Genomic DNA, 24,791 nt, shown 5'->3' on the forward strand with positions numbered 1-24,791 from the left:
GAATTAGGGATTAGTGGGCTGTCAAAATTTTAGCTAATCGCTAATTCCTATTCGCTATTCGCTATTTTATCATTTTTTGCCTCAATCCACTTGCTTAAATATTTGGTGCTCTGCAAAGTATGGTGCTGAAGAATTTGCCCCATAAAATTTTCTTGTCGGTGTTTTACAAGGTTTTCAAAAAGAGTGTGGACGTGTTTTTTGAAATCTTCGGAAAAAAGATCTTTTTGAAAACGATTTTTAGTAATGTTGAAACCGTTATGCTGTGCTTCCTTCCAAAGTTTTTCATCGGAAAATAAGTTTACTGAAGCGTTTATAAAATCTTCTTTTGAAGTGGTGATATTCCCGCAAAATGGAAGTTTTCCGAGCATTCCTTCCGCTCCCACTTCTGTAGTTACCGATGGCAAACCGAAACGCATTGCGTCAAAAAGCTTGCCTTTCAAACCTGCGCCAAAACGAAGTGGAGCAAGTTGAACTCGATATGTTTTCATCACGGTTTCAACATTTTCTACCCAACCTTTTATGATAAAACCTTCCTTTTTATTATTTAGCTGAAGAATTTGCTGGGGAGCATATGCCCCATAAATGTGAAGTTCCGCGTCGGGAAGTTGCTTTTTAATTTCAGGCCAGATTTTCTTTAACTGCAGAACCGAATCAACATTGGGTGCATGGAGCAAATTGCCAATGGCGAGGAAATTTTGACGTTCTTGAAACGCAGAAATCTTTGTATCATCCGAAACAGTCTCAACCAAAAAAGGTAGGTAATAAAGTATTTCAGAAGAAATATTAAAGGTGTTTTGAAGCAGTTCCATTTCATATTCTGAAATTATAAGCGATACATCACATCGCAGTATACTTGCCAATTCGCGCTTCGCCGTTTCTGAAAACAGATTCGCTTCAGAAAAGTTTTTATTGTTTTTTACCGCTTCTTCCCTTGCCTTTCGCAAAAAATGTAAATCTTCAGTGTCAAGAATTTTTAAGGAATTCGGACAATTTTCAGAAACGCGCCAGCCGAACTGTTCTTCGGTTATATAACGGTCGAAGATTACTATTTCAGGGTTTAGCTGTTTTATGAATTCATCAAAAGAAGCGTCATTCAGCAGGATATTCTTAACTGAAATATGATGGACTTCAAGATTGGCTGTCCTTTCAGAAATGGCTGCGGTACTGGCAAAAGTTATTTGGAAATTTTCTTCGCGGAATAGGTCAATTAACTGCATCATCCTACTTCCCGCAGCTGTTGTTTTGGGTTCTGGGAATGTATGCCCGATAATTAGTAGTTGATTTGTCCCCAAATTAATATCCGTAAAGTTCACACATAAGTCCAAGATTGAAAAAAGCTGAAAGCGCTCCCAATGCCAGCATAGTACTTATGAACAACGAGGCGAGAATTACAATTTTATTTTTTGAATGATAATTAATGTAATTTAAGATTATTTGAAAGACCAAGGCTACAGATTGAGCTAGTAACATTCGCTGAGCGCAAACTATTACGGGTTCTTTATAATACAGGAAATATGTTGCAAGCATTAGCACTATATAAAGTGCGGTTATGCCAAACAACACTGTTTTTGGGAATTTGAATCTTCGGGAGTTTGTCATGGCGCAGAAGTTTCTTTCAAAGATATAGATTCATTAACAAAGTTTGTGGTTGTAATATATTTCACTAAAAAAACCTTCCCGCAAAATAATTTTGCGGGAAGGTTGATACAAAGTTTGGCTAATTACTTTCGGGAAATAGTTTCTATTTTTTTGATCTCCAAAGACCTCGAATTAAATAAATTGCTAAATTAATTACAGACTATAGTCTACTCTTAAGGAATACAAATTTCATCACCAACATTTTCAAAACTTAGATTGCTATATGTCAATAAGATACCATTTGTGCCTAGTAGTATTGCACAATGTATAATATCCTTAAAATGAACATCATGAACATTTAAAACTGTGTCATCCCATAAATAAATGGCTCCATCTTGAGCATTGTTACTTGCGTATTCTATGGTGGCAAATCCTATTTCGTTTAAAGCAGATGGTGTGTCAAAATAAATGCCTTGCCAGGCACCTAGAACTGGGTCTATACTTGTAAACAAAATTGGGTTTTGCGCGGTGCCAACGGCAATTAAACTAGGTTTTGATCCTGATGCGCCTTCATCAATAACCATCCTTCCGTTTAATCCAAATTTCATTACAACCCCAGGGTTAATTGTTAATTTACCTCCACCTGAAGCGACTACTAGACGTGATAGAATATGATATGGCACACCAAAATCTTTAAAGGTTGCATCTATATTAAGAAACGCATCAGTTAAATAAATTGCATTAGTTACATTACCTGTATAATTTCCTCCAACCATACCGTTCACATAATTAGGTCTTATAAGCATAGGTACATTGCAATTGGTAATTGTATTGTTTTCTAGCACTAGTTCATCTCCACCATATATCGCATTAAAACCATACGTTTCAGAATTTGAAATGATGCTATTACGCATCGTAAGATGTGTATTTGACCAAACAATTACAGCTCCTTTGTCGCCGTTACTATTAAATGCTTCTCCTCCAGCATACTCTATATTTGTAAATTCCATCTTGTTTTTGATGTCGTTACTCTCAATATAAACTCCGCGCCATGAGCCTGGATTTTTATCTTCTCCCGTAAATAAAACCGGTTCACCTACGACCCCTAAAACCTGTATTGATCCAGAAGTTCGGACTGCTAATCCCGCATCTGTACCAAACTGAATAGTAACTCCTGGTTTAATAATGATATCTCCATTTACGGCATAAACACAATTAATTATGTAATCTATACCATTATTTCTATTTTCTAATGTCAGTGTTTCTCCTGCCGCAACACTTGTTGAGCAATCTATCGTTTCAGCAAGCAGTTCTGCCGCTTCTTCTATATCATCATCTTTACTACAAGATGTAACAAACATAAGTGAGCTTAGAGCTCCTATTAATAAAAATTTATTTTTCATAATTCAATCGTTTTATTGCACCTACTCCGGTTTTAAGTCTTTTTTCAGTTTGTTCAGACTTTATATTTAATACAACAAACCTAACTATTGATTATCTTGAACCCAACAACCAATTAGAATTTGGAAGACGTTAATTAGAATTCGGTAAAAGCGAAAAAAATACCGAATACTCACTTAAAGCCACTGAATTCTAAATAGTTGGAAACCATGCCAAATAGAATAGTATTTTAGCTAATTGATGAAAAACCCTCTATTAATAATAGTCTTTTTTTTAGCTGGTCTATGGCAAGGCTCGGCACAAATAGTTGGTGATTCCATTACTGGGAAACTGGAACTATTCAATAATCCTGAAGTACTGGCAATACGCACAAATCTTGAAACAACTTTTGAAGAAGCACAAAAAGAAAGTACTTGGAAAAAATATGACTCCATTTTTCAAAACGAACCGGATTCAGCCATCTGGTTAAAATTTGAGGTTGAAAATAATGCAAAGGATTTATTACCCATTTACTACTTTAGCGTGCATGATTTTAACGCTATTTATCAACAAACAGGTGCCAGATTCAAAACCTACAAAAATGGAAACCTCGTTCCTTTATACGAACGAAGCAACAAAAATGAATTTTATGTTACCGAACTTAAACTGCCACCTTTTCAAAAATCCCTTATATATACAAGGCTGAATAGCAAAAAAAAAATCGATGCATACCAAGCTACTGCAATATTTTCTAAAGGGAATTATTATGAGTATGCATATAAATATTTAGATTCGGAACGAAAATCCATTGCCTTTTTCTTTTTTTACATAATATCCCTGCTTACTATTTTTATATTCGGATTGGTAATATGGATGCGGATCTCAAAAATATTGTATGCTTATTATTTAGGCTATTTATTTTTTCAATTAATCTATGCTTTTACGGCATTAAGGTCTACGGCTGCTACTGTGGGAAATATTTTTCTCAACTTTTCAAAAACTGCTTATGCTATTTCTGAGGCTTCACAATTTGCTTTTATTGGATTTTATGTGTTTTTTATATTGCATCTTTTAGAGGTCAAAAAGTATAGTGCTACCATTTCCAAACTTCTAGTTTATTTAGGAAGATTTTGTTTTATATATGCCATAACCATCTTTATTTACAATTCGTTTTGGGGAAATATTCATATAGGGAACCTTATTTTTTCTATAGTCCGGTTTACCATTTTACCTCTAAATTTTGTTTTGATTTTCTGGATAATCTATAAAGTAAAACATCCTCTTCTAAATTATTTTGTTGTGGGCCAGACCTTCTTTTTTATAGGTGCCGTACTAGCCTTTTATGCATCCTACACTAATCTTTACAAAGACCCTGAAAGTATTTTTTATTTTCCGTATTCCCCAAATATTATATTTCAGGCCGGTTTACTTGCAGAAGTTTTCTGTTTTTCTCTCGCAATTGGTGAAAATATTTTTCTTCTTCAAAAGGAAAAAGAAACAACAAGTGAAAATCTTATTGAGCAATTGAAAAAAAACCAGCTTTTACAACAGAACATGCGTGTTGAACTAGATAAAAAAATAAATGAAAAAACCGATGAGCTTATTCAACTTTATTCCAAAATGGAAAAACAAAAGGAGGAGCAGATAAAAAATTCATTCACCCAAAAACTACAGGAAATGGAAATGCTTGCCTTGCGATCACAGATGAATCCGCATTTTCTTTTTAATAGCCTAAATGCTATAAAGGACTTAATAATGACTTCGCGCAACGAAGATGCCGTGAAATATCTTGACGATTTTTCTGGCCTGCTTCGGGGCATATTACAAAATAGTAATCAGGAAATAATTACCGTGGAAGAAGAATTGGAAATTTTGGAGCTTTATCTTTCTTTGGAAAAAAACAGGATGGGTAACAACTTTAATTTCAGCATCCAAGTTTCTGCGCGAGAAGAGCTATCACAGTTTCACATTCCGCCGCTTTTGTTGCAGCCCTTCGTTGAAAATGCTATATGGCACGGCCTAACCACAAGCGAGAATCCTGAAAAAGAACTGACCATTATTTTTGATACGAGTGAATGTTTAACAATAATAATCGAAGACAACGGCATTGGCAGAAAAGCAAGCAGCGAGAAGAAAAAGCTCCACAAATCAATGGGAGTGAGCATTACTCATGAACGCTTAGCTTTATACAATCATTTACATGATGTTTCTATAAGCCTTGAGATTATAGATCTTGAAGCTAATAATTTACCCATTGGAACCAAAATAACACTAACCTATTCTTATTGAATTATGACGAAGATAATAATCATTGACGATGAAGCACATTGCACCAATGTTCTCGCGAATCTTATTGAAAAAGTTCATTCGGACTACACCATTACTGGAATCTTTACAAATCCTATAGAAGGTTTACGATTCATCCAAAACAATCCTCCCGATTTACTTTTTCTAGATATTGAAATGCCTAATTTGAACGGTTTCGCCTTGCTTGACAAACTCTTGCCAATAGATTTCGACATAATATTCACAACAGCCTATGATCGTTACGCCATTCGCGCCTTTAATTATTGTGCCATCAATTATCTTTTGAAGCCCATTACAGAGAGAAACATTGTAACAGCACTAGCAAACTGGGAAAAAAGAAGAAAAAAAACAAGCCCAGAACAGTGGAAGTTATTCCAGGACAATCTTCAAGATTCAATTAAAGAACGCACAAAAATCGCACTGCCAACGGGGGTTGGCTATAATATTGTTGAAATTAAAAATATTGTTCGGTGCCAGTCTGATAGCAATTATACCAACTTCTTTTTAAAAGATGAAAGAAAGATTCTGATCAGTCGTACTTTAAAGGAGATAGAAGATATGCTAACAGATCATAATTTCATAAGGGTTCATCAATCGCATCTCATAAATCCCCTATTTGTAAAAGGAATTTTAAAACAGGACGGCGGTAGTTTAATTATGAGTGACAATACTGAAATTCCCGTTTCACGACAAAAGCGGAAACAGATAAATGAAATTTTGGAAACTATGCTTCGGTTTAAATAATCACCAATTTTCGCAAAGTTTACTTCCTAATTCTAAATCATAACTGCCAAATTCTAAATGGGGGTTGCGTTCGTTTCTTTTACCGATTAATTTTATCATATTAAGAATCAAATTTTTAAAATTCAATTATTATGAAAAAGTCATACATCGTTTCGATGATATCATTGCTGTTATTCCTTTTTATTGCTCCCGCACAAGCGCAGCGTGGATATATTAAAAGTAAAATTAAAAAGAATGTGCGGCAAGATATGGAAGAGAAATATGCCGAGCCGGAAAAAGAGAAGGGAAAGAAAGCCCTTGAGGATATTACTTATGAAAACGATACACGTTATCCAACTCCAGAAAACGCTGTACAGGCAACCCTAGTTGTGGAAATACAAAGTTTTAAAAAGAATGGGAAGTTGGATGAAACAACGACCTCAAAAATAGTTTTCGGCAAAACTGGAGAATGCATGGTTATGAACGAGGGCGAGAAAAACGAAACCCGCATGCTTTTTGACTACAAAGGTGCTGCCACTTATATGATTAACGAAAAAGAAAAGACAGCCATGAAAATGCCAATAATCAATTTCCAAAAAATGGCTGAGAAAATGGCGAGCCAAGGAGGTGCTTTGGAAGACAAGAACGGCCAGTGGAAACGCACTGACGAACAAAAAGAAATCAACGGCTATAGCTGTCGCAAGCATATATATACCAACGAAAGCGAAAAAACCAAAGTAGATGCGTGGGTTACCCAGGACATCAGCATCGATTTAAGCGGTAATCATCTTTTTGGAGGACAGATCAAGGATTTTTCCAAGAATGCTTCTACGGCAACCACTTCAAAACTAGATGAAAACTACCCTAGAGGATTGATGGTGCGAAGTATTTACTATCAAAAAAATAGCGGAACACCTTCTTCGGAAATGAATATCGCCACTTTTAAAAAATCTGCCGATCCCGCCTATTTTGATCTCAGCGGTTATAAGGTAACAGATCTTTTGGGAAAACTATAAAAACTTAAAGTAGAAAACGAATCAATGTAAAATTTGGAAACGATACTTCGCTTTAAATAATTAAGAAGCAACTAACTCTGCAAACAAATCAACCCTTCTACTGTGCTCAGGGTGAAAATTAAACGACTTCAGCATAAAGATCAAAATCTTCAGCAGCGGTTATTTTTACGTTGAAAAATTCGCCCGTGCGCAGATAGTCATCTTCAGCATTTATCAATACTTCATTATCAACATCTGGGCTGTCAAATTCAGTTCGGCCCACAAAATAGCTACCTTCCTTTCTGTCAATCACTACTCGGAATTCCTTTCCTATTTTTAGCTGGTTCAATTCCCAAGAAATCTGGGATTGTATTTCCATAATTTCGTTTGCACGATCCATTTTTACATCTTCCGGCACATCGTCTTCCAAATTATAAGCGTGTGTGTTTTCTTCGTGACTGTATGTGAAACAACCCAAACGTTCAAAACGCATATCTTTTACCCATTGTTTCAAGGTTTGGAAATCTTCTTCGGTTTCGCCTGGATAGCCCACAATAAGTGTTGTTCTAATTGTCATTTCAGGAACAGCTGCCCTAAAATCTTCCAATAACTTAGTAGTCTTCGCTTTTGTAGTCCCACGGCGCATCGACTTTAATATTGGGTCAGAAATATGTTGTAACGGAATATCTATATAGTTACAGATTTTCGGTTCGTTGCGCATCACTTCCAAAACGTCCATCGGGAAACCCGTTGGGAAAGCATAATGTAAACGGATCCACTCGATGCCTTCAACTTTTACCAACTTTTGAAGCAGTTCTGCAAGGTTCCGCTTTTTGTATAAATCTAACCCGTAATAGGTCAAATCCTGTGCAATTAAGATTAATTCTTTTACTCCTTTTGCAGCAAGTTTTTCGGCTTCAATAACCAAATCTTCCATTGGTGTGCTTCGGTGTTTGCCGCGCATAATTGGGATCGCGCAAAACGAGCATGGACGATCGCAGCCTTCTGCAATTTTAAAATAGGCGTAGTTTTTTGGAGTTGTGGTAATACGTTCACCAATCAATTCGTGTTTGTAATCGGCTCCCAAAGCTTTTAACAATGCGGGAAGTTCCGTGGTTCCGAAATATTCATCCACATTCGGGATTTCCTTTTGAAGATCTGGCTTGTACCTTTCAGAAAGGCAGCCCGTAACAAAAACTTTATCTACCGTGCCTTCTTCCTTTTTTTGAACGTATTCCAAAATTGTGTTAATGCTTTCTTCCTTCGCATTGGCAATAAAACCGCAAGTATTTATAACCACAATATTCCCCTCCTCCTCGTGCACTACTTCTTTATTGTTGGCGCGCAATTGGCCCATCAGCACTTCGCTGTCATAGACGTTTTTGGAGCAGCCCAGGGTTACTACGTTTATTTTGTTCTTCTTTAAGGTTTTGGTACGCATTTTTGATTTTAGATTTACGATTGTCAATTTACGAAATCAGAACTTTTTATTTTGAATTTGTAAAAGGTTGCAAAGATACCACGAAAAAAACGATTCTACCTTACTGAAAACTGCCACTGAAAACTGCCACTTTTTTTAAGTAACTTTACATTTCAAAAATTTTCTAAAAAATATTTCAGATGAAAAAAATAACGTTCCTGCTGGCATTTCTCTGTGCTGGCTTTTTGTTCGCGCAAAACACAATGACACCTGAGCTTTTATGGCAGGTTAAAAAAGTAAGCCCTATTGGAATTTCTGATAATGGTGAAGTACTATTTTACAAGGTAACTACTCCAAACATGGAAGAAAATAGCTTTGACTCAAAATATTATGCAATGCCTGTTGCTGGCGGTAATTTCTCCGAAATTACTAAAGATGAAGCAAAGGTTGCAGATAAAAACATCTCTCCAAATGGACAATATTTGTTAATGGACAAATCCGTTCAAATAAATGATATTACAGGGAAAGATATTTACAGTGATCTACCAAAAAGTGATGCTTATGTTTATACTTCATTAGACTATAGACATTGGGATACCTGGAATGACGGCAGCTACAACCACGTTTTTTATAAAGATGTAAAAACTGGCGCTGAAACAGATATTACTCCGCAACAACCCTACTATACACCACAAAAACCATTTGGTGGCGATGAAGATTACATATGGGGACCAAAGGGTGAAAACATTTATTATGTAAGTAAAAAATTAGCGGGAACCGAATATGCCACAAGCACAAATACAGATATTTATAAATACAATCTAACCAGCAAACAAACCGAAAACATTACCGAGGAAAACAAAGGTTATGACACCCAGCCAGCATTTTCAAAAGGAGGAGCTTTGGCATATTTACAAATGAAAACTCCAGGCTATGAAGCAGACAAAAATGATATTATTGTACTTCAAGATGTCGTTAAACAAAACCTAACCTCACAATGGGATGGAACGGTAAATGGTTTTATGTGGGCGAGCAACAACAAGGATATTTACTTTACAGCTCCTGTTGATGGAACGATTCAGCTTTTTAAAGTAGATCATCCCGGAAAAACTAGAAAGATACCGGTTGTGGAACAACTTTCAAAAGGACAATTTGACGTTACAGGCATAGTTTCAGAAAAAAACGGTCAGTTGATTGTTACGCGAACAGACATGAACCACGCTGCTGAAATTTTTTCTTTTGATTTGAAAAGCAAAACTTTCAAGCAACTTACCCAAGTAAATAACGAATTCTATGGAAAACTAAATTTACCAACAGTTGAAAAAAGAATGGTAACCACCAAAGATGGCAAGCAAATGCTAGTTTGGGTAATTCTTCCGCCAAACTTCGATAAAAATAAAAAATACCCAACACTTCTTTATGCTCAGGGCGGACCGCAATCTGCTTTGTCGCAATTTTATTCCACTCGTTGGAATTTCCAGTTGATGGCTTCGCAAGGTTACATTATAGTAGCACCAAACCGTCGCGGAATGCCGGGTCATGGTGTTGAATGGAACGAGGCTATTAGCGGCGATTGGGGCGGTGGCGCAATGCAAGATTATCTTGATGCCATTGATGAGATTTCAAAAGAAGCGTATGTAGATAAAAATCGTTTGGGGGCTATTGGAGCAAGTTTTGGTGGCTATTCCGTGTTTTGGTTAGCAGGAAATCACGACGGACGCTTCAAAACATTTATTGCCCACGATGGGGTTTTTGATACCCGTGCTATGTACGGAACTACGGAAGAGTTATTCTTCGTAAATTATGATATGGGAGGTGCTTATTGGGAAAAAGACAATGCAATTGCACAGAAATCTTTTAACGAATTTAACCCAGTTACTTACGTTGATAAATGGGATACTCCAATTATGATTATTCAAGGTGGAAAAGATTACCGTGTGCCAATTGAACAAGGTTTGGGAGCTTTTCAAGCAGCACAGCTAAAAGGGATAAAAAGCAAACTTCTTTATTTCCCAGAAGAAAACCATTGGGTATTACAGCCTCAAAACGCATTGGTTTGGCAACGTGAGTTTTTCAGTTGGTTGAAGGAAACTCTTTGAAAAGACATTAGACGATAGACAAAATTGCCACGAATTCACGAAATATATATTTAAAAATATTCGTGAATTCGTGGCTTTATTTTTTCAGCAGGACTTATTTAAAAAAGGAATCGACAAATTCAAATTTGTTGAAAACCTGAAGATCTTCCACACCCTCGCCAACGCCAATATATTTTACAGGAATCTGGAACTGATCGCTAATGCCAATTACCACTCCTCCTTTTGCAGTTCCATCCAGTTTTGTAACAGCTAAGGAAGTAACTTCGGTCGCGGCGGTAAATTGTTTTGCCTGTTCAAAAGCATTTTGTCCCGTAGAACCATCCAAAACCAAAAGAACATCGTGCGGCGCATCTGGAATTACTTTTTGCATAACGCGTTTCACCTTTGTAAGTTCGTTCATCAAGTTCACTTTATTGTGAAGCCGGCCAGCGGTGTCAATGATAACTACGTCAGCATTTTGGTTCACCGCGCTCTGCAACGTATCAAAAGCGACGCTGGCAGGATCACTGCCCATACTTTGCTTTACAATTTCAACATTTGTTCTATCTGCCCAAATCTGCAATTGGTCTATTGCTGCAGCACGGAAGGTATCAGCAGCCCCTAAAACCACTTTTTTACCAGCTTTTTTGAATTGATAGGCCATCTTTCCAATGGTTGTAGTTTTTCCAACTCCGTTTACACCGACCACCATAATTACATATGGTTTTTTGTTTTCTGGAATTTCAAACTCTGTGGCGTTTCCTGAATCAATTTCACTTAAAAGCCCTGCTATTTCCTCACGAAGAATTTTGTTGAGTTCATCAGTCCCCAAGTATTTATCTTTTGAAACGCGTTCCTCAATTCTATCGATTATTTTAAGTGTGGTATTTACTCCAACATCGCTAGAAACAAGAACTTCTTCAAGGTTATCCAAAACGTCATCGTCAACCTTGCTCTTTCCAGCAACAGCTTTGCTTAGCTTATCGAGGAAAGTAGTTTTGGATTTTTCAAGTCCTTTGTCAAGGGTTTCCTTTTTCTCTTTGGAAAATATTTTTTTAAAAAAACTCATTTTTCGGTTGTCGGTTATCTGTTATCAGTTGTCGGTTGTCGGTTGTCGGTTGTCCAACTTTATCAAAGTTTAATTTTTTCAGCTCCTTCCCCTTTTTCAGGGGAAGGTGGCCCCGACTTTTCGTCGGGGACGGAAGGGGTCAGCAAAAATACGAAAAGCCACCTTCGCAAAAAAGTGGCTTTTTCTAAATATTTTAAGCTGGTTATTTTTTGTTCAACCAGTCATTTACCATTTCTGGAGTCATGATAGACTCGGTAAAGGTATAAGCTCCTGTTTTAGGCGATTTAACCATTTTTATTGCTTTGGTTAAACGCTTAGTTGATGTTTGTATCGATCCTACTGTTTTCTTTGCCATGGCCTATATTATTTAATCTCTTTATGAACCGTCATTTTTTTAAGAATTGGATTGAATTTCTTCAACTCCATTCTATCCGGTGTGTTCTTTTTATTTTTGGTAGTGATGTAGCGTGAAGTTCCTGGTTTCCCTGACTCTTTATGCTCTGTGCACTCCAAAATAACTTGTACTCTATTTCCTTTTTTAGCCATTGTAACAGACTTTATTGATTATTGCAATTATTTAGTTAAAAAGCCTTTTTCGCGCGCTTCTTTCATAACCGCAAAAATACCTTTTTTGTTGATGTCTTTTATAGCAGAAGCAGAAACACGAAGAGTAACCCACTTGTCTTCTTCTGGAATATAAAAACGCTTTTTAAGCAAGTTCACATCAAACTTACGTTTAGTTTTATTCATTGCGTGCGATACGTTATTCCCAACCATCGCTTTCTTTCCGGTAAGTTCACAAACTCTTGACATTCCTTAACTTTTTTTAAGTTATTTTAAAACAGGGTGCAAATTTAAGTAATTCTTTTGTGATGTACAACAAAAGAAAATTAGTTTTTTGAAATTTCTTTCAGAAGCATCTCAAAGGCCTTATTTATTGTCTTTTCAATGACCCGATAACGGTCATTTCCAAAGTTGAACTTTTCTGAAATTACACCTCTCGGCGCAGCAACCGCAATACATACGGTGCCTACCTCATCCCTTCCATCACCTTTTGTAGGACCAGCAATTCCAGTGGTGGCAATAGCGTAATCTGTGCTGAAAAGTTTGCAGCAGTTGTTCGCCATACTTTCTACTACCTCGATACTGACAACAGAATATTTTTCTATTAGTGAAGAAGGAACCCCTAATATTTTTGTTTTCAACTCTGTTTTATAGGGAACAATACTTCCCAAGAAAAAAGAAGAAGCCCCTGCCTCTATTGTTATTTGTTCTACAATAGCGCCGCCCGTACAACTTTCCGCCAAACTTAAAGTTTGATTCTTTTGATTTAGAATTTTTGCTATTTTGCCAACGATACTTGTTTCATCTTCAAAACCTACAGCAATGTCTGAAAGCATTTTGGTCAAGACCTCCATTTGAGCATCGATACTATCCTTCAGAATTTTTTCATCTTTTCCTGTGGAAGACAATCGTAAGCGAACCCTGCCCAAAGAAGGTAAATAAGCAAGTTTAATATTTTCGGGCAAGTTGTCTTCCCACTCTTCAATTCTTTCTGCAATAGCGCTTTCACCCAGGCCGTAGGTTAAAAGTGTTTTGTGATAAATATGTGGTCTATTAAAGCGTTTTATTACTCTCGGCAATACTTCGTCTTGCAGCAAATGTTTCATTTCATAGGGCACACCGGGCAAGGAAACAAAAACAACATTGTCTTTCTCCATCCACATTCCGGGAGCCGTGCCGTGCTGATTCATTAAAATGGTTGCTTTGGAAGGAACCATCGCTTGCCGAAAATTAGCCGGTAATGGTTTATTCAATTGGTACTTTTTGAAAAGTTGCTCAACGTTTTCAATCACCGCCTGATCCTCAACTAAAACATCTTCAAAAAAATCACAAAAAGTCTGTTTGGTAATATCATCTTTTGTAGGACCCAATCCACCCGTTACAATAACAAAATCGGCATGTTTCTTTGCGTCTTCAAAAGCCTGCAGGATGTGGGTTCTGTTATCTTGTACCGAGGTAATTTGATACACCTTCACTCCTACCTTATTCAATTCCTTTGAAATATAGGCGGAATTTGTATCAACAATTTGACCGATGAGAATTTCATCGCCGATAGTAATTATTTCTGCAAGCATTTTATAATTGGAAGTCTTCTCTCAGTTCATCAAACACATGGTTTAATGTTGTTAGTACGTTTTCCAAATGCGGAAGAACCGAAGCCTTGTTTCTAGACGTTTTGGACCACGCCTCTATACTAGTAATGTCTTTTAGTGCGTCTATGCCAAACATCTCAATATTTGGTTTCATTTTGTGGGCAAATTGGTAAGCTAATTCTCTGTTTTCATTATCAACAGCCTCCTTCATAGAATATAAATCTGGTGGGATTTCATCCAAAAATGTTTGTGCTAATATCTTTAAAAAATCTTGATCCCCATCAGCGATTTCACTTAGATTCTCCTTTGCATAATATTTCGTCATCTTACTTAACTTTTATGGAAAATATCTCTGTTTCTCCAATGTATCCCGTCAATCGGTCTTCGGCCTCAACCCTACCAACACCTGCGGGCGTCCCGGTAAAGATAATGTCTCCAATTTTTAGCGTAAAGTATTTTGAAATATATTCGATTAAAGCATCAATTTTCCACATCATCAGCATAGAATTGCCGTTTTGAACCGTTTTCCCATTGCGTTTTAGGCTAAATTCTATGTTATTTATATCTTTAAAGCTTTCTTTTTTTATGAAATTTCCCACAACCGCAGCACCGTCAAACGCTTTTGCTTTTTCCCAAGGCAAGCCTTTTTCTTTCAATTCTGCTTGTAAATCCCTGGCAGTGAAATCTATTCCCAAGCCAATTTCATCATAATATTTAAACGCAAATTTTTGATCAATGTGTTTCCCAATCTTATTGATACGAACCAACAACTCTACCTCGTGATGTACATCATTTGAAAATTCTGGAATGAAGAACGGCTGTTTTTTTAATAATATGGCTGTGTCCGGTTTTAAAAATATAATCGGTTCTGAAGGTTTGGCGTTATCCAGTTCCTTAATATGGTCTGCATAATTGCGGCCAATACAGATTATTTTCATCTTGAAATTAAAATTTTGTGTTCAACTTTTGAAGCCGGATGCGTGTCAATACTTTTTTAGTGTACAGCGGAAAATCTGCATTCAGCAACCATCCAAAGTATCCGGAATCCTTTTCCATTATATCGGTAACCAAACTTCCCTTGTATTTTCCGAAAGAAAAAACCTCAACACCATCTTCGTTATAACTTATGAAACCAGCAAAATCTGCGTGATCTCTGTGTGAGCTAAAATCTGCCAAAAAGTTTACATCGTTTTCAAGATCGCTGTATCTGTCAAGCTGTGATTTTAAAACTTCATATGTAGCATTTGTATCTGCCGCTGCGCTGTGTGCGTCTTTTAAATCTTTGTCGCAGTAAAATTTATACGCTGCTTCCAAAGTGCGCTTTTCCATTTTGTGAAAAATGGTCTGCACATCAACGGACATAGCTTTTTTCATGTCAAAATCCACTTCTGCGCGCAGCAGTTCCTCAGCAAGTAATGGAATATCAAAACGATTGGAATTAAAACCGCCAAGGTCACTGTCCTTTATTAATGCGTAAACTTTTGTAGCCAGCTCTTTAAAAGTAGGTTCGTTTGCAACCATCTCGTCAGTAATTCCGTGTATTGCGGAAGTTTCTGCCGGAATTGCCATTTCTGGATTAACGCGCCAAGTGTGGCTCTCTTTATTTCCGTTTGGAAATACTTTTAATATTGCTATTTCCACAATTCTGTCCTTCGCTACATTTATTCCTGTGGTTTCAAGATCGAAGAAACAAATTGGTTTTTTTAAGTTGAGTTCCATTGTTTTATTTTGTTTAGCAAAGATACTTTTTATTGAAGTTTTCGAAGAAGATATAAAAAAGAAAAGGGGATCTTGAAATCAAAATCCCCATTTAAAATATGTTTTACTTTAGTTATATTTCTCTATTTACGTCCCAAGCTTCTAAATAATCTGCAACGCGCTTTACGAATTGTCCGCCCAAAGCACCATTCACAACTCTATGATCATAACTGTGTGAAAGAAACATTTTAAAACGAATGCCTATAAAATCTCCTTCAGGGGTTTCAATAACCGCAGGTACTTTTCTAATGGCACCCAAGGCCAAAATACCCACTTGTGGCTGGTTGATTATTGGCGTACCCATAATGCTTCCGAAGGTTCCCACATTTGTAACCGTGTAAGTTCCTCCCTGAATATCGTCTGGTTTCAGTTTGTTTTCACGTGCGCGACTGGCGAGGTCGTTTACTGCCTTGCTCATTCCGAGCAAATTTAATTGATCTGCATTTTTAATTACCGGAACAATCAAGTTACCGTCTGGAAGGGCCGCAGCCATTCCTAAATTTATGTTTTTGCGTTTAATGATGTTATTGCCATCTACAGCTATATTCATCATTGGGAAGTCTTTCAGCGCTTTTGCAACGGCTTCCATAAATATCGGTGTAAAAGTTAAGTTCTCTCCTTCGCGTTTTGCAAATGATGCCTTCACTTTATTTCTCCAGTTCCAAACATTTGTAACATCGCATTCCACAAACGATTGCACGTGTGCAGAAGTTTGCGCACTCTCAACCATGTGGTGGGCAATCAGTTTGCCCATTCGGGTCATCTCTATAATTTCATCATCCCCGCCTACAGATACTGCAGCTTTTGGTTTTGCAGGCTCTGAGGATTGTGCTTTTGCGGTTTCTATGTTTTTAGCCTCAACAACGGTTTGCGGCTGGGTTTGCTGTGGCTGAGTTTTTTGCGAAGAACGATTTTCAACATATTCCAAAATATCGTTTTTGGTCACACGGCCATCTTTTCCAGTGCCAGAAATACTATCAAGTTCAGCTTGCGAAATATTTTCTGCAGCGGCAATATTCTTAACCAAAGGCGAATAAAAACGGTCGCCAGAATTTTCAATTGGTGCTTGGGTTGCCTGTTTGGCAGTTTCAACTTGTTCTTCAACTTTCTCAACAACTTCTGGTGAAGGAGCGCTTTCGGTTGCAGATTTTTCACTTTCGTTGCTTCCGCCAGCAATTTCAATTATGGCGATGGTTTGGCCCACTTGCACTACATCATCAACGTTGAAAAGTTTTTCAACCAAAACACCATCTACCTCGCTTGGTACTTCGCTGTCTACCTTATCGGTAGCGATTTCGAGTACAGCTTCATCGGCCTCAATGGTGTCTCCCACTTCTTTTAGCCAGTTAGTAAGCGTTGCTTCTGCAACACTTTCTCCCATTTTGGGTAGTTTCAATTCAAATTTTGCCATAATATATTTTCAATATCGAATTTGGTAAGCACAAAGGTGCTTTGTTTAAAAACGTTGCAAAATTAGTTAAAATTTGTTCGTCTTGGGTTTCAATTTTCTTAAAAAACAAGCACGCCACCTTTTTCGTCGCTTCGGTCACTTCCTATTATGAAATTACAGCCAGCAGGGCGTATGCGGAAAAGATTGCTGTTGCCCTTCAATTGCTTCATCAATTTGAAAATTTCTTTATAGGAAATATACTCCGCGTCAAAAACCAATAAACTGTTTTTTAAAATAATCTGCTCGTGCATATTCTTCGAAACCATTTGAAAAACGGTAGTAGTATTTGCAGAAAGTTTTTCGAGTAGCTCAATATTCTCGGTAAAAAAATAATTTCTTTCAAGCTTCGCAGCCAACTTCGTTTTAGTTTCAGGAGAAAATTTTCTTGCTTTTTTTGCTAGTGCAACGCCTGCAGAAACCGAACCTTCCAAAAGTAAATTTTTATTGAAATGCTTTCGGTAGAAAATCTGCATTGCACCGTAAAAACGTTCAAAATACAATGCATCCTTTTTGGTACTTTCCCCTTTGTAGTGCAACACAGTCGTGCTGCCCTTATAATGATTTTTGTAACCCGCCTGCGTTATTTTATAGGATAGATCGATGTCTTCGCCATACATAAAATAATCTTCGTCAAATCCGCGCACTTCATTGTAAATGCTTCTTTTTAAAAGCATAAATGCTCCCACCAATACTTCAACCTCACCACTGGAAGTTTCTAAAATTTTATTCGAATAATATTTTTGGGTAAAACCGGTAAGCTTCATCAATGAAACCTTCGGTGTTGGTAGATTTCTTTTGCTCTCGGGAAGAAAATTTCCTGTTCCGTCCATCAAATAAACGCCCAGTGCGCCAATGTTTTCAATGCTTTCTGAATATTTAATTGACTGTTGAAAAGTATCTTCGCAAACGGCGGTGTCTGGATTTAAAATACAAATGTACTCGCCCTTCGCCACTGCCACAGCTTGATTGTTCGCCTTACTAAAGCCTACGTTTTCTTTATTTTCAATCAAAATAGCGTTTGGAAAACGGTTTTTGACCATTTCGCAACTACCATCTTTTGAATCGTTATCTATAACAATGATTTCGGCATCCAAGTTTTCAATTGCTTTTTCAACGGAAAGAATACACTGTTCCAGAAAATAGCGCACATTATAATTGAGGATAATAACGGAGAGTTTCAAAAATCAGCTGTTTTTTAGTGAAGATTCAAAAGGAATGCGGTGCAAAATACTTCTGCCCAAGGTAACCTCATCTGCGTATTCCAATTCATCGCCCACAGAAATTCCACGGGCAATTGTTGTTGTTGTTATATTGTACGGCTCAATCTGTTTATAGATATAGAAATTTGTTGTATCCCCCTCCATTGTTGAGCTTAGCGCAAAAATAAGTTCGCGGACGCTCCCCGCCTTCACTTTTTCAACAAGGGATGGAACGGTCAAATCGCCAGGCCCGATGCCATCCATAGGTGAAATCTTTCCACCCAAAACGTGGTAATGGCCACGATACTGGCTGGTGTTTTCAATCGCCATTACATCGCGAATATCTTCAACCACGCAGACCAGTTGTTCGTCCCGACGTGGATTGGCGCATATTTCGCAAAGTTTGGTATCGCTAATGTTATGACAATTAGCGCAGAAATTTATATTCTCGCGCATTTTTACCAAACTACCCGCTAATTTTTGTGATTGCTCCTTGGGTTGTTTTAATAAATGAAGCACTAAACGCAGAGCGGTCCGTTTGCCAATTCCGGGGAGTTGGGACATCTCGTTTACCGCGTTTTCAAGAAGTTTTGAAGAAAATTCCATAGCATAATTCCAGCTGCCAAGATAAAAAAAATGCTTCAGAAAAAGAGACTTTTCCTGAAGCATTCCTACTTATAAAATGGTTCTTAGTTTATAAGAAGTTTTTTGGTTGCGGTTCCTTCTTCACTGTTAATGCGAACAAAGTAAGTTCCCGCGGAAAGTGCTGAAACGTTTACCGAATGTTTGTTTGAGATTACAGTTTCCACTTCATAAATAAGCAGTTTTCCTGAAATATCAAAAACTCTCACCTCAGCTTTTAAGGATTTTGGCAACGCGATTGTAAATTCAGAAGTTGCAGGGTTTGGATAAATGCTTACAGAGGATTCTGAAATATTATCGTTAACACCTGCCGTTCCATCTACCAATGGGGATACCCAAAGACCCCTTCCGTATGTTCCGGCATAAAGCATATTGGTTGTATTGTTTATGTCCAATTCATTTATAATAACGTTTGGCAAAAGGTTACTGTACGGCTGCCAGTCTGTGAACGTATTATCTATGTAATAGATTCCATAATTCATTCCCAAATATAGTCCGTCTTTACCATTGTTGTCCCAAATAAGTGCCAAAGCGCTAAAGTCTGGAAGGTTCTTTTTATAGCTTATCCAAGTGTCTCCTCCATCTTCAGATACAACCACGCGGTTGGCTCCTGTAATTGCAACCGCTATTTTAAAAGGGTTTGTAGGGTGAATTGCAATTGAATTTATATTGCCGCCCGGAAAGGATGTCTGTACCCAATCTGTTGCACCCCCATCTTGAGTTCTGAAAAGGAAAGGACCTCTAGAAACGTACATTACCTGATTGTTAGTGGCTGAAATTTTCATGTTATTAAGATTTGCAATTAAATCTTGTGAGATGGATGTCCAGCTACCTCCAAAATTTGAAGATTTATACACTCGGTCATAACCTACGTATATTGTATTTTCCAGAACAGGATCCTGTTCAAATGGTGTTACCCAGTTTCCAGAACCATTACCTGGTTCATTAAGGCCTGAATACGAAGTACCACCATTTGAAGATCTATACATTTGACCGTTTTGGCTGGTTCCGTAAAACAAATTGCTATTGCTTTTATCTATAAAAGTTTCCATTCCATCAGCTCCCAACCAATCTTTCCATTGTGTTGCCTGAGTGTAATAGGAAGTTCCATTGTCTTGTGATCCACCTGATACAATAACATCTGCAGTTTGTGAAACTCCTATTTTATAAAATTGTCTGATTCCCAAACCTTGAGTTAGGTCTTCAAAATAGTTTGCATTGATCGTACCCGTGTTTTCGGCTTTATAAATTCCACCATCGGTTATCGCATAAAGCGTGGTTCCGTAAAATTGAAGATCATCAACATCAGAATGGCAGTACCCAATATTTTGTGATGCTGCATTTCCTGGAATCCAATCAGACGTACAAGTAAAAGTAGTACCTCCATTGGTTGATCTCCAAGTAAGCAATCCTGCAATATGAACTTCATCGGCATTTGTAGGGTTTACGGCAATACCCATATCTCTTGGAGCTTGGCCGCTATTATCATTTCCGCTGGTACTGTATCCGAAAAAGTTTAAGCTACCGTGATTAATTTTTGTGAAACTACTTCCGCTATTGCTTGAAGTATAAAAAGCTCCGAATCTGCTTCCTGAGGCTTCAACTACATATACAACATCTGGATCTGCCGCAGAAACACCAATCATTTTTGGCCCAGTGGTAAAACCTCCGATAGTTGTAAAAGTAGCACCACCATCGGTAGATTTGTGAAAATTTCTACCCGAAGCATATACCACAGATAAATCTCCCGGTTTAAACTCAATATCATATCCTCTTGAATCTGAAACAGGTTGAGACCAAGTTGCACCGCCATCAGTAGATCTGTAAATACCTACATTCTCAGCCGTAGCGAAGATCATATTATTATTTGTAGGATTGATAAGAATTTTGTTCACGATGCTATTCCCAATTGATCCCAAAAGGTTCCAAGTAGCTCCAGCATCGGTAGATTTAAAAATTTTTCCATTTGTAGAACCAAAGAAATAGGTATCAGAATCGGCAGGATCCATAGCTACGGAATATACCGAGAGGTCAGAAAAATAATCGGAAAGTGGTGTCCAAGTTTGAGATCCATCTGTAGTTCGCCATACACCACCAGTGTTCGCTCCAATGATCATGTGATTCTCATCGTTTTCATCAATTGCAAGACCCGTAACTCTCCCAACGCCCGGATTCCACCCCGAAGTAGCGTTCCAATCTGTTGGTCCAAGTTCCTGCCAGTTATCGGAAAGTACTCCTCTATTGGCGGCGGTATTATTTAAGTAAGCGTTCCAACGCTCTAATTCGTCAAGATTTTCTTCGGTTGTGGGGAGGTATCCGTTTTCCTTTACCATGCGTAAAGCATTGTATTCCCATCGTTTAAATTGTTTGTAACCGGTTCCTCGGCCTTTGTCTTTATTGGCGAAGTATGCTTCGGCATTGTCAATAATTTCTTGCACTTTATAAGTGCCATCGTCGATCATCTGAAGGTATTCCTGGGCCTGACTAGCAACGGAACCAAAAAGTAATGCAAAAAGTAGAAGTAATTTAAAACGCATTTTATTAATTTTTAGGGAGTTATACAGATTTTTTTTCAAGAATTTCAAAAGTATTAAAAATAAAAATTGTGGAGAAACCAAACTTCGTATTTTTACATAAAAAATACCTTTAAACCACTGTAGTCCTAAATTTTATGCAACCCTTACACATACTACTTTTAATACTTGGCTATTTTTTAGTGCTAATACTAATCTCTTACCTAACAAATAGAGGTGGCAGCAATGCAGATTTTTTTAAAGCGGGAAAACAATCGCCATGGTATTTAGTTGCTTTTGGAATGATTGGGGCTTCTTTGAGCGGGGTCACTTTTATCTCCGTTCCTGGTTGGGTGGAGGTTTCTAAATTCAGTTATTTTCAAGTGGTTTTGGGATATACCGTTGGTTATGCCGTTATTGGAACCGTACTTCTTCCTTTATACTACCGCTTAAATCTTACTTCAATTTATACTTATTTAGAAGGTAGGTTCGGCAATTCTTCCTATAAAACTGGTGCGAGTTTTTTCTTGCTTTCAAGAGTTGTGGGCGCTAGTTTTCGTCTTTATTTGGTTGCGGTTGTACTACAAAGTTTGGTTTTTGACGAAATGAACATACCGTTTTGGATAACGGTAACCATTACCATTCTATTGATTTGGCTCTACACTTTCAAGAGCGGTATAAAAACCATTGTTTGGACAGATACATTGCAAACGCTGTTTATGCTAGTGGCAGTTGGGGTTTCTGTATATTACGTTGCTACAGATTTAGGCCTATCTGGAAGTAATCTTTTCAACTTTATTGCTGAAAGCGATATGAGTCAGATTTTCTTTTTTGACGATTGGAAATCGGGCGATCATTTTGTGAAACAATTTATAAGTGGGGCATTCATTGCCATTGTTATGACGGGCTTGGACCAAGATATGATGCAAAAAAATCTTACTTGTAGAAATCTCAAAGATGCTCAAAAAAATATGTTTTGGTTCACCATAGTTTTGACCATAGTAAATTTTGTATTCTTAGTTTTAGGATTGTTACTTACGGTTTACGCAACACAAAACGGTATAGATGCACACAAGGACCAACTATATCCAACGCTGGCTATGATGAATGAATTCGGTTTTGGAGTCGCAATTCTCTTTATTTTAGGATTGATTGCCGCAGCATACAGCAGCGCCGACAGTGCTCTTACAGCATTGACAACGTCTTTCAGTATAGATATTTTGGAAATTGAAAAGAGATATGATGAGGCAAAACAAATACGTGTTCGAAAGCTGATTCACATTTTGGTTTCCCTAGTATTGATAGCCGTTATAATCATTTTCAAATATGTAATTGCAGATGATTCCGTAATTTCAAAACTCTTTGTTTTTGCAGGTTATACCTACGGTCCACTTTTGGGACTATATGCTTATGGACTTTTCACAAAATGGAACGTAAAAGATAAACTCGTTCCCATAGTCGCTATTCTCACTCCTTTTATTGGATATGCTATAAGCACACTAAGTGCTGACTACTTAAATTTTGAATTCGGATTCTTTATATTGATATTAAATGGAACGCTTACCTTCCTGGGCTTAATATTGATTCGTACCCAAAAGAACTAACGTACAAGCCACTTCAGATTCAATATTGTTCTGCTGAAGCATTTCGTAAAAATCTGGGTTTTCAGTTCCGGGATTGAAAATGACACGTTTTGGTTTCAGCGATATTATGTAATCATAATATTCCACTTGACGTTTCGGGTTTAAGTATAGCGTTACGGTATCAATATTTTCAAAATTATCTTTTTCGGTTGAAATATCAACTCCAGCCACGTCTCCTTTTTTCAAACCTACAGCTTCCACTGTATGCCCGTATTTAACAAGGCGATTGATCGCAATATTTGAATATCGTCCCGGATTTAGGCTTGCACCAAGTACTAATGTTTTCTTCATCATAAATAGTTTTTTATGAAAAATACAATACTCTTTTGCAAGATTTCATAAATGTTCGTTAAAATGAAATATGCAATGAAACAATATTGCTTTTTGAACGTCTATATAGTAATAAGAATTTTTTCTTTACTGCGACAATTTTTACGTTGATGGTTAGTGTTAATAATAGCAGTAAAGATCCAAACCCGAAGCACTTGCTTCGGGTTTGTTTGTTTCAGGCGGATAATGTTATTGTTCTGTTAAATAATGGATTGCAGTGAAACCAAAACTGCTTTTATTTCGTCTATATTATAGATACCTAAAACTTCATTTTAAAGTTTGTTTGAATTAGCATTTAACGAATTATACCTTTTTTAGGTAAGACAAAAGCCTTTCAGAAAAAATGAAAGGCTTTTTTATATTGCTAAATTAAAGTATTGTTTCTAAGGTAGCTGAGTGTTTTATAGGTGTAGAAGTAACATTACAATGTACCTAAGTTACCATCTAATAATTACGCTACCCCAAGTGAAGCCGCTTCCAAAGGCTGCCAATACAACTAAATCACCTTCCTTAATTTTTCCTTCTTCCCAAGCCTCAGTCAAAGCAATTGGGATGGAAGCTGCTGTTGTATTTCCAAATTTTTGGATATTATTGAAAACTTGATCGTCAGTCAATTTTAATTTATGCTGAATAAACTGCGAAATGCGAAGATTTGCCTGATGCGGAATCAACATATCAATATCTTTCACTTCAAGATTATTGGCTTTCAAACCTTCTTCAATTACTTCAGCAAAACGAACAATGGCGTGTTTAAAAACAAACTGACCGTTCATCACTGGGTAATACGGAATATCTTCCTGCGGATTTTCAGCAATAATTTGCGGCACCCAATGTTCGGTGCTCGGGCCTTTTAGTGAGAGCTCGTTTTTATGTTGCCCCTCGCTGTGAAGATGGGTTGAAAGAATTCCACCCTTTCCAGATTCATTCCTAGAAACTATAGCAGCGCCTGCACCATCCCCAAAAATAACGGAAACACTTCTGCTTCGTGTGGTAAAATCAAGTCCACCACTGTGGTTTTCACTGCCAATTACCAAAATGTTTTTATACATTCCTGTTTTCACGAATTGATCTGCAACGGACAACGCGTACACAAAACCGCTGCATTGGTTGCGAACATCCAAAGCTGGAATAGTCCGCATCCCCATCATTTCCTGCACTTCTACTCCACCGCCGGGAAAATACATATCTGGACTAAGTGTGGCAAAAACAATCATATCAATATCATTCGGAACGAGTTTAGCGCGCTCCAAAGCAATGGTTGAAGCCTTTACAGCCATAACCGAAGTTGAGTTGCCGTCACCCTTTTTAATGTGCCTTCGTTCTTTGATGCCCGTGCGCTCTTGAATCCAAGCATCGTTGGTATCCATTAGTTTTGAAAGATCATCATTGGTAACCACATTTTCGGGTACGTAATAACCCAAGCCAGTAATTTTTGAAGTGTACATTTATTTCAATTTAGAATAGTTTGGAAAGATAAGTATATACCGCTTTTAAAGGAAACAAATCGCAGTTTATATAGTATGCATGCATAGCAAATGCAATATTCCTTT

The 24,791-nt window shown here is 37.3% G+C and carries 22 protein-coding genes; 5 read left to right on the top strand and 17 right to left on the bottom strand.

What is annotated here, in order from left to right:
- Positions 1-47 precede the first annotated feature (47 nt).
- The gene (locus ESV24_RS13565; RefSeq protein WP_249041586.1) at positions 48-1,292 is read right to left on the bottom strand and encodes a glycosyltransferase; all 1,245 of its coding nucleotides are present in this window, start codon (positions 1,290-1,292) and stop codon (positions 48-50) included.
- 519 nt (positions 1,293-1,811) lie between these two features.
- Complete coding sequence (locus tag ESV24_RS13570; RefSeq protein ID WP_111816918.1) at positions 1,812-2,981, bottom strand: hypothetical protein; 1,170 nt, start codon at positions 2,979-2,981, stop codon at positions 1,812-1,814.
- Positions 2,982-3,219: 238 nt separating this feature from the next.
- Here ESV24_RS13570 and ESV24_RS13575 point away from each other — a divergent pair, with 238 nt between their 5' ends.
- The 3 genes from ESV24_RS13575 (at position 3,220) to ESV24_RS13585 (ending at position 7,004) form a co-directional block, all read left to right on the top strand.
- Entirely contained in the window at positions 3,220-5,247 is a 2,028-nt protein-coding gene (locus ESV24_RS13575; RefSeq protein WP_111816919.1) for a histidine kinase, read from the top strand.
- A 3-nt stretch (positions 5,248-5,250) separates the two neighbouring features.
- Positions 5,251-6,009 carry a LytR/AlgR family response regulator transcription factor gene (locus ESV24_RS13580; protein ID WP_111816920.1) on the top strand — a complete coding sequence of 253 codons (759 nt, stop codon included), beginning with the start codon at positions 5,251-5,253 and terminating at the stop codon, positions 6,007-6,009.
- Positions 6,010-6,140: 131 nt separating this feature from the next.
- Positions 6,141-7,004 carry a DUF4412 domain-containing protein gene (locus ESV24_RS13585; protein WP_111816921.1) on the top strand — a complete coding sequence of 288 codons (864 nt, stop codon included), beginning with the start codon at positions 6,141-6,143 and terminating at the stop codon, positions 7,002-7,004.
- Positions 7,005-7,122: 118 nt separating this feature from the next.
- On the opposite strand, the gene rimO is transcribed toward ESV24_RS13585, so the two are convergent.
- Complete coding sequence (rimO, locus tag ESV24_RS13590; RefSeq protein ID WP_111816922.1) at positions 7,123-8,424, bottom strand: 30S ribosomal protein S12 methylthiotransferase RimO; 1,302 nt, start codon at positions 8,422-8,424, stop codon at positions 7,123-7,125.
- A 179-nt stretch (positions 8,425-8,603) separates the two neighbouring features.
- On the opposite strand from rimO, the gene ESV24_RS13595 reads away from it, so the two are divergent.
- Complete coding sequence (locus ESV24_RS13595) at positions 8,604-10,502, top strand: S9 family peptidase (protein WP_111816923.1); 1,899 nt, start codon at positions 8,604-8,606, stop codon at positions 10,500-10,502.
- 94 nt (positions 10,503-10,596) lie between these two features.
- Here ESV24_RS13595 and ftsY read toward each other — a convergent pair whose 3' ends face one another.
- From ftsY to ESV24_RS13655, 12 genes are all read right to left on the bottom strand, one after another.
- A complete protein-coding gene (gene ftsY / locus ESV24_RS13600; protein ID WP_111816924.1) occupies positions 10,597-11,550 on the bottom strand; it encodes a signal recognition particle-docking protein FtsY in 954 nt (317 codons plus the stop codon).
- A gap of 202 nt (positions 11,551-11,752) precedes the next feature.
- Entirely contained in the window at positions 11,753-11,905 is a 153-nt protein-coding gene (locus ESV24_RS13605; RefSeq protein ID WP_111816925.1) for a DUF4295 domain-containing protein, read from the bottom strand.
- 8 nt (positions 11,906-11,913) lie between these two features.
- On the bottom strand, positions 11,914-12,096 hold the full coding sequence (rpmG, locus tag ESV24_RS13610) for a 50S ribosomal protein L33 (protein WP_045081706.1): 183 nt from the start codon (positions 12,094-12,096) through the stop codon (positions 11,914-11,916).
- A gap of 27 nt (positions 12,097-12,123) precedes the next feature.
- Positions 12,124-12,363 (bottom strand): 50S ribosomal protein L28, encoded by a 240-nt coding sequence (gene rpmB / locus ESV24_RS13615; protein ID WP_111816926.1) that lies wholly within the window; start codon positions 12,361-12,363, stop codon positions 12,124-12,126.
- A gap of 77 nt (positions 12,364-12,440) precedes the next feature.
- On the bottom strand, positions 12,441-13,688 hold the full coding sequence (locus tag ESV24_RS13620) for a competence/damage-inducible protein A (protein WP_111816927.1): 1,248 nt from the start codon (positions 13,686-13,688) through the stop codon (positions 12,441-12,443).
- 1 nt (position 13,689) lies between these two features.
- Complete coding sequence (locus ESV24_RS13625) at positions 13,690-14,031, bottom strand: Hpt domain-containing protein (protein ID WP_111816928.1); 342 nt, start codon at positions 14,029-14,031, stop codon at positions 13,690-13,692.
- Position 14,032: 1 nt separating this feature from the next.
- Positions 14,033-14,644, bottom strand: coding sequence for a fumarylacetoacetate hydrolase family protein (locus ESV24_RS13630; RefSeq protein WP_111816929.1), 612 nt, complete (start codon positions 14,642-14,644; stop codon positions 14,033-14,035).
- A 7-nt stretch (positions 14,645-14,651) separates the two neighbouring features.
- Positions 14,652-15,425, bottom strand: coding sequence for a 3'-5' exonuclease (locus ESV24_RS13635; protein WP_111816930.1), 774 nt, complete (start codon positions 15,423-15,425; stop codon positions 14,652-14,654).
- 112 nt (positions 15,426-15,537) lie between these two features.
- Positions 15,538-16,875 carry a dihydrolipoamide acetyltransferase family protein gene (locus tag ESV24_RS13640; protein ID WP_111816931.1) on the bottom strand — a complete coding sequence of 446 codons (1,338 nt, stop codon included), beginning with the start codon at positions 16,873-16,875 and terminating at the stop codon, positions 15,538-15,540.
- A 98-nt stretch (positions 16,876-16,973) separates the two neighbouring features.
- Positions 16,974-18,095 carry a glycosyltransferase family 2 protein gene (locus ESV24_RS13645; RefSeq protein ID WP_111816932.1) on the bottom strand — a complete coding sequence of 374 codons (1,122 nt, stop codon included), beginning with the start codon at positions 18,093-18,095 and terminating at the stop codon, positions 16,974-16,976.
- Between the two features lie 3 nt (positions 18,096-18,098).
- The gene (recR, locus tag ESV24_RS13650) at positions 18,099-18,719 is read right to left on the bottom strand and encodes a recombination mediator RecR (RefSeq protein ID WP_111816945.1); all 621 of its coding nucleotides are present in this window, start codon (positions 18,717-18,719) and stop codon (positions 18,099-18,101) included.
- 83 nt (positions 18,720-18,802) lie between these two features.
- Positions 18,803-21,292 (bottom strand): T9SS type A sorting domain-containing protein, encoded by a 2,490-nt coding sequence (locus tag ESV24_RS13655; protein WP_146743184.1) that lies wholly within the window; start codon positions 21,290-21,292, stop codon positions 18,803-18,805.
- Positions 21,293-21,426: 134 nt separating this feature from the next.
- Here ESV24_RS13655 and ESV24_RS13660 point away from each other — a divergent pair, with 134 nt between their 5' ends.
- Entirely contained in the window at positions 21,427-22,872 is a 1,446-nt protein-coding gene (locus ESV24_RS13660) for a sodium:solute symporter (RefSeq protein ID WP_111816934.1), read from the top strand.
- Here the strand turns inward: ESV24_RS13660 and ESV24_RS13665 are convergent.
- On the bottom strand, positions 22,843-23,205 hold the full coding sequence (locus ESV24_RS13665) for a CoA-binding protein (protein ID WP_111816935.1): 363 nt from the start codon (positions 23,203-23,205) through the stop codon (positions 22,843-22,845). The two genes, ESV24_RS13660 and ESV24_RS13665, sit on opposite strands and share 30 nt — an antisense overlap.
- 473 nt (positions 23,206-23,678) lie before the next feature.
- Positions 23,679-24,686, bottom strand: coding sequence for a 3-oxoacyl-ACP synthase III family protein (locus ESV24_RS13670; RefSeq protein WP_111816936.1), 1,008 nt, complete (start codon positions 24,684-24,686; stop codon positions 23,679-23,681).
- Positions 24,687-24,791 lie beyond the last annotated feature (105 nt).

Source organism: Aequorivita lipolytica (assembly GCF_007997135.1).
In the GTDB taxonomy this organism is placed as follows: Bacteria; Bacteroidota; Bacteroidia; order Flavobacteriales; family Flavobacteriaceae; genus Aequorivita; species Aequorivita lipolytica.